13 protein-coding genes are annotated in these 16,694 nt (G+C 36.6%); 7 read left to right on the top strand and 6 right to left on the bottom strand.

Going from position 1 to position 16,694, the window contains the following annotated elements; translation table 11 throughout:
* Positions 1–6: 6 nt before the first annotated feature.
* The 3 genes from ACODSB_RS05840 to ACODSB_RS05830 all read right to left on the bottom strand — a co-directional run bounded on the left by ACODSB_RS05840 (position 7) and on the right by ACODSB_RS05830 (position 2,957).
* Positions 7–1,020, bottom strand: coding sequence for a zinc-binding alcohol dehydrogenase family protein (locus ACODSB_RS05840; RefSeq protein WP_488936338.1), 1,014 nt, complete (start codon positions 1,018–1,020; stop codon positions 7–9).
* 215 nt (positions 1,021–1,235) lie between these two features.
* Positions 1,236–2,090: a fumarylacetoacetate hydrolase family protein gene (locus tag ACODSB_RS05835; protein ID WP_488936337.1), complete on the bottom strand. Its 855-nt coding sequence runs from the start codon at positions 2,088–2,090 to the stop codon at positions 1,236–1,238.
* A gap of 102 nt (positions 2,091–2,192) precedes the next feature.
* A complete protein-coding gene (locus tag ACODSB_RS05830; protein WP_488936336.1) occupies positions 2,193–2,957 on the bottom strand; it encodes an SDR family NAD(P)-dependent oxidoreductase in 765 nt (254 codons plus the stop codon).
* A 323-nt stretch (positions 2,958–3,280) separates the two neighbouring features.
* Between ACODSB_RS05830 and ACODSB_RS05825 the strand changes: the two genes are divergently transcribed.
* The 7 genes from ACODSB_RS05825 to fucP all read left to right on the top strand — a co-directional run bounded on the left by ACODSB_RS05825 (position 3,281) and on the right by fucP (position 11,200).
* The gene (locus ACODSB_RS05825; protein WP_488936335.1) at positions 3,281–4,429 is read left to right on the top strand and encodes an ABC transporter substrate-binding protein; all 1,149 of its coding nucleotides are present in this window, start codon (positions 3,281–3,283) and stop codon (positions 4,427–4,429) included.
* On the top strand, positions 4,426–5,571 hold the full coding sequence (locus ACODSB_RS05820; RefSeq protein ID WP_488936334.1) for a CaiB/BaiF CoA transferase family protein: 1,146 nt from the start codon (positions 4,426–4,428) through the stop codon (positions 5,569–5,571). The genes ACODSB_RS05825 and ACODSB_RS05820 overlap by 4 nt, the downstream gene beginning before the upstream one ends.
* Before the next feature lies 1 nt (position 5,572).
* A complete protein-coding gene (locus ACODSB_RS05815) occupies positions 5,573–6,709 on the top strand; it encodes a CaiB/BaiF CoA transferase family protein (protein ID WP_488936333.1) in 1,137 nt (378 codons plus the stop codon).
* Positions 6,710–6,711: 2 nt separating this feature from the next.
* A complete protein-coding gene (locus ACODSB_RS05810) occupies positions 6,712–7,938 on the top strand; it encodes an ABC transporter substrate-binding protein (RefSeq protein WP_488936332.1) in 1,227 nt (408 codons plus the stop codon).
* 78 nt (positions 7,939–8,016) lie between these two features.
* Positions 8,017–9,084, top strand: coding sequence for a Gfo/Idh/MocA family oxidoreductase (locus tag ACODSB_RS05805; RefSeq protein ID WP_488936331.1), 1,068 nt, complete (start codon positions 8,017–8,019; stop codon positions 9,082–9,084).
* A 202-nt stretch (positions 9,085–9,286) separates the two neighbouring features.
* Positions 9,287–9,727 (top strand): MaoC/PaaZ C-terminal domain-containing protein, encoded by a 441-nt coding sequence (locus tag ACODSB_RS05800; RefSeq protein ID WP_488936330.1) that lies wholly within the window; start codon positions 9,287–9,289, stop codon positions 9,725–9,727.
* A 159-nt stretch (positions 9,728–9,886) separates the two neighbouring features.
* Complete coding sequence (gene fucP / locus ACODSB_RS05795; RefSeq protein ID WP_488936329.1) at positions 9,887–11,200, top strand: L-fucose:H+ symporter permease; 1,314 nt, start codon at positions 9,887–9,889, stop codon at positions 11,198–11,200.
* Positions 11,201–11,308: 108 nt separating this feature from the next.
* Here the strand turns inward: fucP and ACODSB_RS05790 are convergent, their stop codons facing one another.
* From ACODSB_RS05790 to ACODSB_RS05780, 3 genes are all read right to left on the bottom strand, one after another.
* Positions 11,309–11,797: a hypothetical protein gene (locus ACODSB_RS05790; RefSeq protein WP_053471902.1), complete on the bottom strand. Its 489-nt coding sequence runs from the start codon at positions 11,795–11,797 to the stop codon at positions 11,309–11,311.
* A gap of 304 nt (positions 11,798–12,101) precedes the next feature.
* Positions 12,102–13,508 (bottom strand): efflux transporter outer membrane subunit, encoded by a 1,407-nt coding sequence (locus ACODSB_RS05785; RefSeq protein WP_488936328.1) that lies wholly within the window; start codon positions 13,506–13,508, stop codon positions 12,102–12,104.
* An 18-nt stretch (positions 13,509–13,526) separates the two neighbouring features.
* A complete protein-coding gene (locus ACODSB_RS05780; RefSeq protein WP_180856639.1) occupies positions 13,527–16,694 on the bottom strand; it encodes an efflux RND transporter permease subunit in 3,168 nt (1,055 codons plus the stop codon).

Here is a 16,694-nt window from a genome sequence, read left to right as displayed (position 1 = left end):
TATTTGCTATTCTATCTCAATTAACGCTTTGATTACATTATTCTTAGGATCAATTAATTGTCCGAAATCAGTAATCATTTCTGAGAAACTTGTTCTGTGCGTAATGTATTTTTTAGGATCGATTTTGCCTTCTTTCAAACATTTCATTACATATTCAAAATCTTCAATAGTCGCATTTCTGCTGCTCATTAAAGTCGATTCTCTTTTATGGAAATCAGGATGACTGAAACTCAATTCTCCTTTTTGAAGCCCAACTAAAACAAATCTTCCGCCATGCGAAATATAATTGAAAGCACTGTTCATTACTTTCTGATTTCCGGTTGCGTCGATCACAACATTGGCCATATCACCGTTTGTTAATTCTGCCAATTTCACTGCTACATCATCGTTTAACGGATTAATAGTTTCATCAGCATTTAATTCAGTTTTACAGAAGTTTAATCTGTAATCGTTGATATCCATTACGATAACTTTTGCGCCGGCAATTTTAGCAAACTGAATCAATCCAATTCCAATTGGCCCAGCTCCCATTACCAAAACGGTATCGGTTGACTTAACAGCCGCTCTTCGTACTCCGTGGGCTGCAATTGCCAAAGGTTCAACCAACGCCAGTTCATCGTAATCTAATCCCTGACCATGAAGTAAATACTGTTCTGGAATTGTTACATACTCGGCCATTCCGCCATCAATATGAACTCCAAAAACTTTGATATTTACACAGCAGTTTGTTAATCCGTTTCGGCAGGCAACACAAGTTCCGCAGTTGAAATACGGAATAAAAGTTACTTTATCGCCCGGTTTAAAACCTGCTGCATTTCCTTTTACATATTCTGCTGCCAGTTCGTGACCCAAAATTCTGGGATATTCAAAATACGGCTGCGTTCCGCCAAAAGCGTGAATATCAGTCCCGCAGATTCCGATTCTTTTTATTTTTAAGAGAACTTCACCGTCTTTTGGTTCGGGAATTTCTTTTTCTTTTAATTTAAATTCCTGCGGCTTTTCGCATACAATAAATTTCATCTTTGATTTTTTTAAAACTAACTCGTAGGATACAATTCGTAAAAATTTTATTTAACACATAGAAACATAGGTTTTTCCTTTTTTAATAAGAAGACGAAAATAAATGATATATCATTTAAACATAGCTATGTGCATTTAGACAAGTGAAACGCCTTTTTTTGAGCATAGAATATCTATGTCTCTATGTGTTATAATTATACTCAACGAGTTAATAATTACTTTTTATATGCAACTGCAGTCTGCTTACTTGTACCTAAACCTTCAATTCCAAGTTCTACAACATCACCTGCTTTTAAGTAAATCGGATCTGGTTTAATACCCAAACCAACTCCCGGAGGCGTTCCTGTACTAATAATATCGCCCGGAAGCAAAGTCATAAACTGACTTAAATAATGCAGTAAATAAGGGATTTTGAAAACCAAATTTAACGTGTTGCTGTCTTGGTATTTTTTACCGTTTACACTTAGCCACATCGATAAATTATCAACATCTATCACTTCATCTTTCGTAGCCAAAAATGGTCCAAGAGGCGCAAATGTATCGCATCCTTTTCCTTTTGCCCATTGTCCGCCGCGCTCGATTTGAAATTCTCTTTCGCTGTAATCATTCAATAAAGCATAACCTGCAACGTAATCTAAAGCTTCCGCTTCTTCAACATAACTTGCTTTTTTACCTACAACAAATGCTAATTCCACTTCCCAGTCTGTTTTTACACTGTTTTTCGGAATAATTACATCATCGTCAGGACCGCATAAAGAAGTCGTGGATTTAAAAAAGATGATTGGTTCTGTTGGAATTGGAGCACCTGTTTCTTTACAGTGATCCACATAATTTAATCCAATACAGATTATTTTTGAAGGTCTCGCAACTGGCGATCCCAAACGTACACTCGCATCAACTTCTGGTAAAGTTGGGTTGCTTTCTAATGCTTTTTGTAATTTTTCTAAACCATTATCTTCAAAAAAGCTTTCGTTAAAGTCTGAAACGATAGAAGAAACATCATATCTTTTTTCATTAATTAAAACTCCTGGTTTTTCTTTTCCGATTTCTCCAAAACGTATTAATTTCATTGTATTCTTATTTTTAGGTTATTTTTTAAAAGTTGCTAAGATGCTGAGATTCTAAGATACTGAGCTTTTTCTTAGAGTTTTAACATCTTAGAATCTCAGTATCTAATTGTTTAATTTAATAAATCCTCCGTCGATTGGGTAATCGCATCCGGTGATGAATCCGGCTTCTTCGCTGCATAAGTATAAAGCCAAAGCAGCAATTTCGTCTGGTTTTCCCATACGACCAATTGGCTGCGATTTAGAAAGTTTTTCGAACATTTCTTCTTCTTTTCCGACGTAATTTTTAGAAATAAATCCATCTACAAAAGGCGTGTGAACCCTTGCCGGAGAAATAGAATTACATCTGATATTTTCACTTAAATAATCTCTTGCTACAGATAAAGTCATCGCCATTACAGCTCCTTTTGCAGTTGAATAAGCAAATCGGTCTGAGATTCCAACCCATGCCGCAATTGACGCCATGTTTAAAATTACACCACCGCCTGAAAGTCGAAATTGTGGAATCGCAGCAAACAAACAGTTGTAAACTCCTTTTACGTTTACGTCCATTACACGATCAAAATCAGCTTCAGAAGTCGTGTCGGCTTTTCCAACATTGGCAATTCCGGCATTGTTGATTAAGATATTAATGTTTCCTATTTTTTCAAAAGTCGCTTTAACATCAGCCTGACTGGAAACATTACACGCATACGAAAACACATTTCCTCCTGCATTTTTAATTTCGTCAACGGCATCCTGCGCACTTTCAATAGATAAATCAATAATATGAACTTCTGCTCCCTGTTTGGCAAACAAGACCGCAATTGCTCTTCCTATTCCGCTTCCGCCTCCTGTTATGACTGCTTTTTTACTTTGTAATGAAAACATTTTAATATAATTTAATATTTAAGAATCTTAATTAATGGGACCAATAATGTGGTTAATTTAATAAATGTAAAATACACAATTACAAATGTAATCGATTAAATATAATTTTGCATTTTATTTTTCTACTAATATAATAAAATGATCATTCTTTAATAAATTATAACAATTTTTATTTGCTTTGTAAAAAAATATGCCTTGTTCAAAACTTTTGATAAAAAAATCAATGTAAAAAGTTACATTTTCTTGCTCAATTCAATCTAATTCCTAATTTTGTAATTGTATTTTTTACATTTATTATTTTCCAAATACATAATTCAAGAAAAATGGCAGTATTAAAAGGCATAACGTGGAACCATACAAGAGGTTTATTACCGATGGTTGCAACGGCACAACGCTTTACCGAGTTAAATCCGGATATCGAAATTACCTGGGAGAAAAGAAGTTTACAAGAATTTGCAGATGCTTCTATCGAAGATTTAGCAAAACGATTTGATTTGTTGGTTATCGATCATCCATGGACAGGTTTTGGAGCACATACAAATGCTATCCTCCCACTCTCTGATTATCTGCCTGCCGATTATATTAAAGATCAGGAAATAAATACGGTAGGGAAATCATACGGAAGCTATGTTTTCAGCAATAAATTATGGGCTTTGCCAATTGACGCTGCGACTCCGGTTGCTGCCGCACGTTTGGATATTTTAGAAAAAAAGGGACTTGAAGTACCTCAGACATACGATGATTTATTGGCTTTAGCCAAAAAAGGATTAGTCGCATTTGCCGGAATCCCGGTTGATGTTTTAATGAGTTTTTATATGTTTTGCTGCAGTTTAAGCGAAGCCCCGTTTCAGTCTGAAGAAAAAGTTATTTCTGTAGAAACAGGAAAAAAAGCATTACAGATGTTTCATGAATTGGCACAATTAATTGATCCGGCTAACTTTAACCGAAATCCAATTCAGGTTTATGAAGCGATGGTAAATTCAGATGAAATTGCCTACTGCCCTTTTGCTTACGGATATTCAAATTATTCGAGAGCCGGATACAGCAAAAACCTACTTCATTTTTATGATTTGGTTAAGCTCAATAATGCGCCTATGATAAGTTCTCTGGGCGGAACAGGATTAGCGGTTTCATCTTTCAGTAAACATATTCCGGAAGCCATTCGTTATGCTGAATTTACAGGTTCGTCTCCGGTACAGCAGAATATTTTTGCTGATAACGGAGGTCAGCCGGGACATTTACAGGCCTGGGAAAACGACCGAATCAATTCTATAACCAACAATTATTTTAAAAATACTTTACCCGCTTTAGAAAGAGCTTTTCTACGACCAAGATATTCCGGACACATGTATTTTCAGGATCATGCGGGCAATGTAGTTCGTGATTATTTAATGAATGGCGGTGACGAAGAACTGGTTTTAGATGCATTAAACGCACTTTATGCTAAATCTTTAAAACTGCAAAACTCATGAAACCATTAGAAGGATTAATTATATTAGAGTTCTGCCAGTTTTTGGCGGGTCCTTCTGCCGGATTAAAGTTAGCCGATTTAGGCGCGAGAGTTATTAAAATTGAACGTCCTATAAAAGGCGAAGCGTGCCGACAATTAAGCATTAAAGATCTTTTTGTTGACGACAGCAGTCTTTTGTTTCATACAATTAACAGAAATAAAGAATCGTTTGCAGCCGATTTAAAAAATCCCGACGATTTAGTTTTAATTAAAAAACTAATCGAAAAGGCCGATATTATGACGCATAATTTCAGACCGGGTGTGATGGAAAAAATCGGTTTAGATTATACTACAACGCTTACCATAAATCCGAAGATAATATACGGAACTATAACAGGTTACGGAGATAAAGGCCCTTGGGCAAAAAAACCGGGACAGGATTTGCTTTTACAGTCACTCTCGGGTTTAAGCTGGCTGAGCGGCCGAAAAAGTCAGGGACCAGTTCCGTTTGGTCTGGCTGTCGCCGATTTAATGTGCGGGAATCATTTTGTGCAGGGAATTTTAGCGGCATTATTAAAAAGAGCCAAAACCGGAAAAGGTGTTTTGGTTGAAGTGAGTTTACTGGAATCTATTTTAGATGTTCAGTTTGAAGCGATTACTTCTTTCTTAAACGATGGCGGGCAACAACCGGAAAGAGGCGATATTAAAGGAAGTGCACACGCTTTTTTAAGTGCGCCTTACGGAGTTTACAAAACACAAGACGATTATATTTCGCTGGCAATGGGTGATTTACTTTTCATAGGAAATACGCTCGGAGTCGATTTAAATCAATATGCTGATAAACATCTTTGGTTTGAAAAAAGAGACGAAATCAGAATTCTTTTAGCCAATAAATTAGCCGAACAAAAAGCAGATTATTGGCTAGAATTACTTCAAAAACAAGGTATTTGGGCTGGAAAAGTTCTCAATTATGAAACGTTGGATAAGCAGCCTTTTGTAAAGGAATTAAACTTAAAACAAACCGTAAAAAACTCAGACGGCGAAACTTTGGTTACAACCCGAAGTCCGATTCAGCTTGATGGCAAAATTTTAAGCAGCACAAAAGCAGCGCCTAAAGTGGGCGAAGATAATTTAATAATACACGAGCAATTTTTAAACGAGTAGAATGAAACCTTTAGAAGATTATTTAATAGTAGATTTTAGTCAGTTTCTTTCTGGTCCGTCGGCAAGTCTTCGCTTGGCTGATTTGGGCGCACGCGTTATAAAAATTGAAAAACCGGGAACTGGTGATATTTGCAGAACCTTATATACTTCTGACTTAATCATGAACGGCGAATCGTCTGTTTTTCATACCATAAACAGAAATAAAGAATCGTTTGCCATTGATTTTAAACAGCCGGAGGAACTTCAAAAATTAAAAAAATTACTGGCTAAAGCCGATGTTGTCATGCACAATTTCAGACCTGGCGTTATGGAACGCATTGGTTTAAGTTATGATGATGTAAAAGCGATAAATCCTACGGTAGTTTACGCTTCGATTTCTGGTTTCGGGAATCATCCAGAACTTAAAGATTTACCAGGACAAGATTTGTTACTACAATCTTTAACGGCTTTAACCTGGCTGAGCGGTAATCAGGAAGACGGCCCGGTACCAATGGGATTATCGATTGTAGATATGCTTGCGGGCGCACATTTAGCACAAGGAATTTTAGCGGCTTTATATCGAAAAGTAACACAAAATATAGGCGGAACGGTTCAGGTAAGTATGCTTGAATCTGCTTTTGATTTTCAGTTTGAAACGATTACTACTTTCTTTAATGATGGCGGAGAATTACCCGTTAGAACTAAAACTAATAATGCTCACGCTTATTTAGGCGCGCCATACGGAATTTATCAAACTAAAAATGGTTATCTGGCTTTGGCAATGGGATCGATTCCGGTTTTGGCTTCACTGTTGAAATGTGATGAATTATTACAATTTCCAGAGAATAAATTTACGCTAAGAGACGAAATAAAAAATATCCTGGCTTCTCACCTATTGACACAGGAAACGCAGTTTTGGCTGGATATTTTAGAACCAGCTGACATTTGGTGTGCGGGAGTTTTAAACTACGAACAGCTCTTCAAAGAAGATGGTTTTAAAGTTTTAGAGTTTACGCAGCAAGTTGAAATGCTTGATGGCTATTCGTATAAAACTACAAGATGTCCCATAAAAATTGACGGCGAATATTTTACATCTGATAAAGGTTCTCCAAAATTAGGACAAGATAACGAGCGAATTATAAAAGAATTTATAGCATAAGTATGGACAAATTCAGAATCGCTGTTAGAAAATTTTCTCCTTTTGAAAGTACGCTGCAAAAGCTGTGGGACGCATTTTGCCTGAAAAACAATATTGAGATTGAGGTTGAAATGGTTCCGCTGGAACTGCACGATCTTTATGAAGAAACCATCGTCAATAAAGGTTTAAAAAACGGAAAATGGGATATAGCACACTTAAATACCGATTGGATTTTTGATGCCGCAAATGAAAGAGCTGTTCTGGATTTAACTTCTTTTATCAATCAAAATCCGCCGCAGGATTATCCTGAAGGCTGGCATCAATCGTTATTAAATCTGCAGCAGATTAATGGCGGAACTTACGGACTTCCGTTTCACGATGGACCTGAATGTTTGATTTACAGAAAAGATTTATTTGAAGATTTATCCGAAAAAGAAAACTTCAAGAAACAATTTGGTTACGAATTGTTCCCTCCAAAAACTTGGGAGCAATTCACCCAAATTGCCACATTTTTTAATCGGCCGGAAAGTAACTTATTCGGCTGTGTTTTTGCCAATTATCCTGACGGTCATAATATGGTTTTCGATTTCTGCCTGCAGTTATGGACGCGCGGGGGATCTCTTTTAAATCCTCTAAACAAAATAAATATCAATCATAGTCAAGCAATTGAAGCTTTAGATTATTATAGAGAAATCGTTAATAATAAAAATGCAGTTCATCCGGGTTCGAAGAATTTTGGTTCTGTTGAAGCAGGAATGGCTTTCGCCGAAGGACAAGCCGCAATGGCAATCAATTGGTTTGGATTTGCTTCGATGTGTGAAGTAATTGAAGAATCGAAAGTAAAAGGCAAAGTTGATATTACCGAATTACCGCATGATGAAAACCACAAAACGGCTTCATTAAATGTGTATTGGCTTTATACAATTGGCATTGGAAGTAAAAATAAAGCGCTTGCCTATGATTTTTTACGATTTGCAACAACAGCAGAAAGCGATAAATTATTGACTACCGAAGGCGGAATTGGATGCAGAAAATCAACCTGGAGTGATACCGAAATCAACAAAACGATTCCGTATTATCATAAGCTGGAAATGCTGCATGAAAATGCTTTGACATTACCGCAAACTCCAATTTGGCCAAAAGTAGCAGAATTAATTGATCAAATGGTTTTAAAAGCAATTGAAACGGATATTTCGTCGGAAATACTTTTAGAAGAAACGCAGCAAAATATTGAAAAATTAACGAACTGATTACGTGTAGTCAACTTTGTCAAAGTTTAAAACTTTGACAAAGTTCGCGCCACTAAATGAACTTAAAATAGTTACAAAATGAATATTCCATATAAACCTTTACTACCCGAAACCAAACAGCCCATTATCATTATCGGCGCTAGCGGAATCGTAAAAGATGCGCACTTGCCCGCTTACAAAATGGCTGGTTTTACAGTTTTTGGTATTACGAACAGAACGATTGCAAAAGCACATGATTTATCCAAAGAATTTGAGATTCAGCATGTTTTTGAAAATGTTGCCGATGCGGTTAAAAATGCACCGTCAAATGCGGTTTACGATATTACCGTTTTACCGGATCAATATATCGAAATATTAGAGCAATTGCCTAATGGAGCAGCAGTTTTGATTCAGAAACCAATGGGAAATGATTTGACTCAGGCAAGAGAGATTGCAGCAGTATGCGAAAGAAAAAACCTTATTGCTGCTATCAATTTTCAGCTTCGATTCTCCCCTTTTGTCAGCGCTGCGAGATATTTAATTAACGAAGGACTGCTTGGCGATTTATACGATTTTGAGTTTAAAGTAACCGTAAATACACCATGGGAATTGTTTCCGCTGATTAAGGAACATCCTCGATTAGAAATTCTTTTTCATAGTGTTCACTATATCGATTGCATTCGGTCTTTTATGGGAAATCCGAAAAGTGTGATGGCGAAAACAGCCAAACATCCGCTTAAAAAATTATCATCGAGCCGTTCTACTATTATTTTAGATTATGGTGACGATAAACATGTGGTGATCAATACGAATCACGATCATCATTTTGGCCCAAATCACGAAGAAAGCTACATAAAATGGGAAGGCACAAAAGGCGCCATTAAAGCCAAAATGGGATTATTAATGAATTACCCTGACGGACTTCCTGACATTTTTGAATATGCAATTGAGGACGAAAAAGGTCAATATGAATGGAAAAAAATCAACCTTGAAGGTTCTTGGTTTCCAGAAGCTTTCATCGGGACAATGTCGAATCTAATGCGCTTTAAAGAAGGTTCAGATTCTAAATTATTAACAAGTGTTCAAGACGTTTTAGACACCATGAAAGTCGTTGAAGCCTGCTATATCAGTAATAACAATGGAGGAATTTCCCTCACTGAACTATAATTTTTAAACCATATAAGTGATATAAGTTCATTTAATCACTTTGTGTATAAAACAATAAATAATTTAAAACCATATAAGTAATTTAAGTTCATTTAAATCATTTTGCGCATAGCTTTTATGACCTAAAATAAACGCTCTTAAACTCAACGCATTGCTTAAATTATCTTATATCACTTATATGGTGAAATAAAAAAACAATATTATGTATTTCAAATCAACCTTTTTCGAAGATTATCAACTTGAAGATAAAAGAGTTACATTAGGAAGGACTATTACAGAAACCGATTTTGTGGTTCATGCCGGACACACGGGAGATTTTTTCCCGCATCATATGGATGAGGAATGGTGCAAAACACAGCCATTCGGACAGCGTATTGCACACGGAACTATGGTTTTTGCCATCGGAATCGGATTAACGGCATCAGAAATAAATCCTGAAGCTTTTTCAAGAGGATACGACAAAATGCGTTTTGTAAAACCAGTTCATATTGGCGATACAATCCATTCTGAAATCACGATTTCTGAAAAAGGCGAAGCAAAAAATCCAGAAATGGGAACCGTAACAGAACATGTCGAAATCATCAACCAAAGAGGTGAAGTGGTTTTGATCTGCGACCACCTTCTTCTGGTCAAAAAGAAATAATCCTTTTTGAGGTACAAAGGTTCAAAGTGCCAAAGGGACAGAGGTTTTTTCTCCTTTCAGTACCTTTAGAATAGACGCACTGCAGTGCGTCTCTACAGAAAAACCTTTGAACCTTTGTCACTCTGTCACTTTGAACCTTAAAAAAAAACTATCTAACAAATGCAAGTAACAAACCAAACAGGCGATCTACACGAAGTGCCGACTGAAGGCGGAAAAACCAACTATCTTCTGCCATTTATTTTAATTACCAGCTTATTTTTCCTTTGGGGAATGGCACACAATCTGGATTCTATTTTAATTCCGCATTTGAAAAAAGCGTGTGAATTAAACAACCGCCAATCGACATTGATTGATACTTCGGTATTCTTTGCTTATTTTATAATGGCGATTCCGGCGGGAATGCTCATTAAACGATTTGGTTATAAAAATAGCATCATTACCGGATTATTGGTTTTCGCTGCCGGAGCATTTTTATTTGTGCCTGCCGCCAATTCAAGAACTTATGAATTGTTTTTATTCGCTTTGTTTGTTATTGGCTGCGGCTTAACAATTTTAGAAACAAGTGCCAATCCGTATGCTGCGATTTTGGGTCCTGCAGAATCTTCTTCTAAAAGATTGAATTTAGCGGCTTCTTTCAACGGATTAGCAGCAATGGTGGCTCCAATTGTAGGTTCATTATTCATCTTATCAGGAAAAAATCATACTCCGGCACAAATGGCAGCGATGCCCGAAGCTGAAAAAGCAACGTATTTATTAGGTGAAGCAGCTGCGGTAAAAATGCCTTATATCATTTTAGGAAGTGTATTGGTTTTAGTCGCAATTATATTCTATTTCATGCATTTGCCTTCGATGAAACCACAACATACAGAAGCTGAAATAAAACCTGGATTTTTCTCTGTTTTAAAATTCCGTCATTTAAGCTGGGCAGTTGTGGCGCAGTTTTTTTATGTTGGCGCACAGGTTTGTATCACGAGTTTCTTTATTAGAATTGCACAACAAGGTGCACATTTAGACGAAAAAACAGCCGGATATTATCTTGGTGTTTATGGTTTCTTGTTTATGGCGGGGCGTTTTATTGGTACTTTCTTCCTCAAGTTTGTAAAAGATTATGTCTTACTTTCGATTTACTGTGGTGCCAGTATTGTACTTTGTTTATTAGCCATTTACGGAACCGGAATTGTAGTTATTTATGCACTTGGCGGCATTGGATTTTTTATGTCAATTATGTTTCCAACTATTTTCTCTTTAGGATTGGTTGGTTTAAAATCAAATACTGAAACTGGTTCTTCATGGCTGGTAATGTCAATTGTAGGCGGAGCGATTCTTCCATACGCAATGGGAACTTTAATTGATATGAAACACGATGATATTCAGTCTGGATATATAATTCCTCTGGTTTGTTTTGTGATTATTTTATCGTTTGGTTTGTATGGACATAAAGTAAAAAATCTCAATCAAATTGTGAATGGTTAATTGCGAATTGTTAATTGTGAATTGTGAATGATGAAAATAAATCTTACATCAATTTTATTTATAAAAAAACGCCTCATTACTGAGGCGTTTTTTGTCATGTTTATTTAATTAATGATGATCATTGTGGGAATGATCGTGGTCTTTTTTTGAATCTTTTTTAGATTTATTGTTGTTTTTATTATCGTGTTTGTGCTCACCTTTAGGTTTGTTGTACTTTTCAGGTTTTGGGCCTCTGTTTTTTTGAGGTTTTCCGTGATAACCTTTTGGATAATTAGCTCTGTGTTTGGTATGATACGTATACGGAGCGTCTCCTCTATAATTGGTCAAAACTACTTTATAACCTGAATACAAATCATATTGTCTGTATCTTGAAGGAAGCCTTTTAGCACGAGTCCAATTTCCGCTGTTGTCGTAAATAAATACACTTTGGTTTACATCATAATACACATCGATGTCAGGCAAATAATAATACCTGTCGTTATCGTACCCTTCTGGTCCCCAGCTTGGAGGTGTTCCAATATTAACATTGACTGATACCTGCGCATGGGCAAAAAATACACTCATAAATAATACTGAGGCGAATACTAATTTTTTCATGATTTTGAGTTTTTAATATTAATTTTAGTAGATATTAATCTAAAGTAGTGCCAAAATCTACATTTACAATATCCATTATACAAAAACATTAAATCAATCGACGAAGAGTACTTTTCAACCGATATATATTAAATTTAAAACGCCCCATTTCTGAGGCGTTTTAGTCATGTTTCAATTTAATTTAATGGCGGATATACTAATATTTTTAACCAATCAAAAATATAATCTTTTTTTTACACTAAATTATCTTTTAGACCAAGGTCTGAATTTTGACGACGAACGTAATATTCAAATTGAAACAATTTTATTTCCAGCCTCCGCCCAAAGCTCTGTATAAGTTCACAACGGCTTGCAATTTTTGTAAATTATCGTTGATTCCGCTTAATTGCGCCGCTAAAAGATTTTGTTCAGAAGTTAATACATCTGTATAATTGGTTGCAGAGCTGTATTCTAAAAGCTGCTGCGTAAAATCGACTGCTTTTTCAAGGGCTTCAATTTGTTTTTGTCTTGAATCTTCTTTTTCAACTGCCATTTGATACGCATACAAAGCATTCGAAACTTCCTGACCTGCCGTTAAAAGGCTCTGCTGGAAGTTATTGTAAGCTTGTAATTGCTGCGACTGCGCAGTTGTTAATCTCAATTTGTTTTTTCCCTGATTAAAAATAGGCTGTGTTAATCCTCCAATAATCGAATAAAAAATAGAATTACTAAAGAAATCTTTTAACTCTAAATTCGAAAATCCGCCGCTTGCTGTAAGCGTTAAACTTGGATAGAAATAGGTTTTAGCCAAATTTGTAGATTCAAAAGCAACTCTAAAATTAAACTCAGCCTGACGAACATCAGGTCGGTTTTGTAATAACTGCGAAGGCACTCCAACGGCGATATTTTCGGGAATAACCTGCGTTCCTAATTCACCTCTGTCAATTGGTCCCGGAGCTTGTCCTAATAAGATATTCAAAGCATTTTCGGTTTCACGAATACTTTGCTTCAAATCCGGAATCAAAACTTCTGCCGCATACTGATTAGCTTCACTTTGTACAACCGCCGCACCTGTTACAATTGCGCCTTCTTTTAAATCTTTAATGGTTGCCACATTTTTAATACGGCTTTCTAATGTCTCCTGTGTGATTTTTAAAGATTTATCATAAGCCAGCAATCTAAAATAATTGTTCGCAATATCTGAAATCAATTGCGTCTGAACCGCTTGTTTCGCCGCATCTGTAGCTAAATAAGCTGCTAAAGCCGCTCTTTTAGAACTGCTCAGTTTTCCCCAGATATCAGCTTCCCAAGACGTACTTAAACCTAATTTATAAGTCGTAGTTAAGGTATTAATGTTGATTCCCGCGGGAAAGTTTAGCCCTGCTTCTGATTGTTTCGTGTGGGTTGCATTGGCATCCAATTGTAAGGTTGGATAATACGCTAATTTACTTTGACGAAGTGAAGCTTGTGCCTGTATGGTATTCTCAATTGCATTTTTCAAATTAAGGTTATTGTCTAATCCTTTTTGAATTAATGCATTCAGTTTTTCATCTTTAAAAACGCTCTGCCACGGCATATCTGCAATCGTAGTCGAATCGGCAGAAGCTTCATCACGATACAGTTTATCTGTCGAGAGTGTTGTTGGGCGTTCGTACTTTTTGGTAATCGAGCACGCACTTAAAAGCGTGGCTGCAATTACCATAAGAATATATTTATTTGAACTATTAGTCATCTCTGTTTTAATTTAATTTTACTCTTTGTGAGCTTCTATTAACTGAATTTCCTCGTCATCGTCTTCATCATCATAACCATCTTTTGCAGGGCCGCTCACTCTTTCTTGTAAAGTCTGGAAAATGATAAATAAAACCGGAATAACAAATACTCCTAAAATGGTTCCAATTAACATCCCTCCAACTGCTCCTGTACCAATCGATTTGTTCCCCACAGCTCCTGCTCCGGTAGCAAACATCAACGGAACTAATCCTAAAATAAAGGCGAAAGAAGTCATCAAAATTGGTCGCAAACGCGCCACGGCTCCTTCAATTGCAGCTTGTACAATTGGCAGACCTTTTCGTCTTCTGTCCAAAGCAAATTCGACAATCAAAATACCGTTCTTGGCCAAAAGTCCAATTAACATAATTAAGGAAATCTGCAGGTAAATATTACTGTTCAGTTTAAAAATAATCGAGAATAAATACGCTCCCGCTAATCCAAACGGAATTGAGAATAAAACCGCAAACGGTAAAATATAACTTTCGTATTGTGCACTCAGTAAGAAATAAACGAAAACCAAACATAGAATAAAGATGAAAATCGTTTCACTTCCAGAGGCTAATTCCTCACGTGTTAATCCTGAAAATTCATATCCATAACCCGCCGGAAGATCTTCTGCTGCCACTTCCTGAATTGCTTTAATCGCATCACCGGAACTAAATCCAGGATTTGGCGCTCCCGTAATAGCAATTGAAGAGAAAAGGTTAAATCTTGAAATAGATTCCGGTCCAAAAACTCTGGTCATTTTTACAAATTCTGTAATTGGCGCCATGTTTCCGGCACTGTTTCTAATAAAGATTTTGTTCAGTCCTTCGGTATTGGTACGGAATTCCGGTGAAGCCTGAATCATTACACGGTATTGTTTTCCGAATTTATTAAAGTTCGAAGCATACAATCCGCCATAATATCCCTGCATTGTTGATAAAATTGAATTTATCGAAACTCCTGCATCTTTGGCTTTTGCCAAATTAATATCCATCATATATTGAGGGAAACCAGGATTAAACGGCGTTGTTGCGTATTGTATTTCGGGACGTTTTGATAATTTTTCCAAGAACTCCGTATTTACTTTAAAGAATTCAGCAGTTGTGTGTCCGCCTTTATCCTGAAGCTGGAATTCGAATCCACCACTTTGTCCAAAACCTTGAATTGTTGGCGGTGAAATAAAGAAAATATTAGCTTCACGAATGCCGCTTGTTTTAGCAAAAAGCTGTCCGATAACATCATTAACACTTAACTCACGCTGATCCCAAGGATATAATTTTACAATAACCATACTGTAAGCACTTCCTGCTCCAGCCGTAAAGTTTTGCCCCACAATACGAAGTGTATTTTTTACTCCCGGAATAGTTTTCGCAATACTATCCACTTTCTTCGCAATTACATCAGAACGTTCCATCGAAGCCGATGGCGGCAAACTAATATTGGCAAAAACAGTTCCCTGATCTTCCGCAGGAACGAAAGCCGATGGCGTAGTTTTCATCATATAAAATAAACTCGCACCAGCAATAACAATAGCTGCCAACACAATCCATTTTTTAACGGAAAGGAAACTTACCGAACGCTTGTATCTTTCGGTTACATTTTCAAATGCAACGTTAAACGACGTATAAAATCTTTGCAGATAACTTTTATGTTTATGATCGTCTGCGTGTGGTTTTAAAAGCAAAGCACACAAAGCCGGACTCAAAGTCAAGGCATTTACTGCCGAAAGAATAATCGCAACAGCCAGCGTGATACCAAATTGTTTGTAGAAAACCCCTGTTGATCCGTTGATAAAAGTTACCGGAATAAATACCGCAGCCATTACCAATGTAATCGAAATAATGGCTCCCGAAATTTCGCTCATCGCATCAATCGTAGCTTTCTTAGCCGATTTATAACCATGATCTAATTTGGCATGCACCGCCTCAACGACCACAATGGCATCATCGACCACAATACCAATGGCAAGAACCATCGCAAAAAGCGTCAATAAGTTAATCGTAAATCCGAATAAACTCAGGAAGAAAAACGTTCCTACAATCGCAACCGGAACTGCAATTGCCGGAATTAAAGTAGATCTAAAATCCTGAAGGAAAATAAATACTACAATGAAAACCAGTATAAAAGCTTCGATCAAAGTATGAATTACTTTTTCAATAGAGGCATCTAAGTTTTCGTTAACGTCAACCAGAATCGTATATTTTACTCCTTTTGGAAAACTCTTCGCTGCTTCTTCAATCAATTTTTTAGAATTGTTGATTACGTCACGCGCATTCGATCCCGGAGTCTGGCTGATCGCCATCGCTGCCGATTCTACACCGTTTGTTTTAATCGTTGAAGCATAACTCAAAGATCCTAACTCAACTTTTGCCACATCTTTAAGGCGAAGCATTTGTCCGTTTCCAACAGATTTTATAACAATATTCTCAAATTCCTGAGCACTTGTTAAACGTCCTTTGTATTTAATTACATATTGAAAAGCCTGATTTCCGTTTTCACCAAATTTACCCGGTGCAGCTTCGATATTCTGTTCTGCCAAAGCAGCCGATATATCGCTCGGAATCAATTTGTATTGCTGCATTACGTCTGGTTTCAGCCAGATTCTCATCGAATAATCTTTGGCACCAAAAACGGTTACATCTCCTACTCCAACTACACGCTGAATTTGCGGTACAAGATTGATCTTCGCATAATTTTGAAGGAATGTCTGATCGTAAGCTTTATCTTCACTGTATAAAGAGAAAATCAATAAGTTACTACTCTGGCTTTTAGTTACTGTAACCCCAGCCTGAGTTACCTCTACTGGCAGTAAACTGGTTGCTCTTGAAACCCTGTTTTGAACGTTTACCGCTGCTAAATCAGGATTTGTTCCTACTTTAAAGAAAATTTTGATCGATGCATTTCCATCATTGGTAGCTGAAGAAGTCATGTAGGTCATGTTTTCTACACCATTAATTTGCTCTTCAAGCGGAATTACAATACTTTTTAATACCACATCTGCATTGGCACCTGTATAACTTGCCGACACGTTTACCGTAGGCGGCGCAATATCCGGATACTGAGAAATAGGTAACTCAATTAGGCCCAGAACACCTAAAATGACAATAATAACAGATATTACTGTCGAGAGTACAGGTCTTTGTATAAATTTTTTAAACAT

It is taken from the genome of Flavobacterium sp. FG68, from assembly GCF_057808895.1.
The sequence above is the reverse complement of the archived record's forward strand: the minus strand, read 5'-3'. Positions and strand labels throughout refer to the sequence as shown.

What these genes read in the sequence shown, in the direction of transcription:
- ACODSB_RS05840 (WP_488936338.1), bottom strand. Translation starts at nt 1,020, where the DNA reads ATGAAATTTATTGTATGCGAAAAGCCGCAGGAATTTAAATTAAAAGAA.
- ACODSB_RS05835 (WP_488936337.1), bottom strand. Translation starts at nt 2,090, where the DNA reads ATGAAATTAATACGTTTTGGAGAAATCGGAAAAGAAAAACCAGGAGTT.
- ACODSB_RS05830 (WP_488936336.1), bottom strand. Translation starts at nt 2,957, where the DNA reads ATGTTTTCATTACAAAGTAAAAAAGCAGTCATAACAGGAGGCGGAAGC.
- ACODSB_RS05825 (WP_488936335.1), top strand. Translation starts at nt 3,281, where the DNA reads ATGGCAGTATTAAAAGGCATAACGTGGAACCATACAAGAGGTTTATTA.
- ACODSB_RS05820 (WP_488936334.1), top strand. Translation starts at nt 4,426, where the DNA reads ATGAAACCATTAGAAGGATTAATTATATTAGAGTTCTGCCAGTTTTTG.
- ACODSB_RS05815 (WP_488936333.1), top strand. Translation starts at nt 5,573, where the DNA reads ATGAAACCTTTAGAAGATTATTTAATAGTAGATTTTAGTCAGTTTCTT.
- ACODSB_RS05810 (WP_488936332.1), top strand. Translation starts at nt 6,712, where the DNA reads ATGGACAAATTCAGAATCGCTGTTAGAAAATTTTCTCCTTTTGAAAGT.
- ACODSB_RS05805 (WP_488936331.1), top strand. Translation starts at nt 8,017, where the DNA reads ATGAATATTCCATATAAACCTTTACTACCCGAAACCAAACAGCCCATT.
- ACODSB_RS05800 (WP_488936330.1), top strand. Translation starts at nt 9,287, where the DNA reads ATGTATTTCAAATCAACCTTTTTCGAAGATTATCAACTTGAAGATAAA.
- fucP (WP_488936329.1), top strand. Translation starts at nt 9,887, where the DNA reads ATGCAAGTAACAAACCAAACAGGCGATCTACACGAAGTGCCGACTGAA.
- ACODSB_RS05790 (WP_053471902.1), bottom strand. Translation starts at nt 11,797, where the DNA reads ATGAAAAAATTAGTATTCGCCTCAGTATTATTTATGAGTGTATTTTTT.
- ACODSB_RS05785 (WP_488936328.1), bottom strand. Translation starts at nt 13,508, where the DNA reads ATGACTAATAGTTCAAATAAATATATTCTTATGGTAATTGCAGCCACG.
- ACODSB_RS05780 (WP_180856639.1), bottom strand. Translation starts at nt 16,694, where the DNA reads ATGTTTAAAAAATTTATACAAAGACCTGTACTCTCGACAGTAATATCT.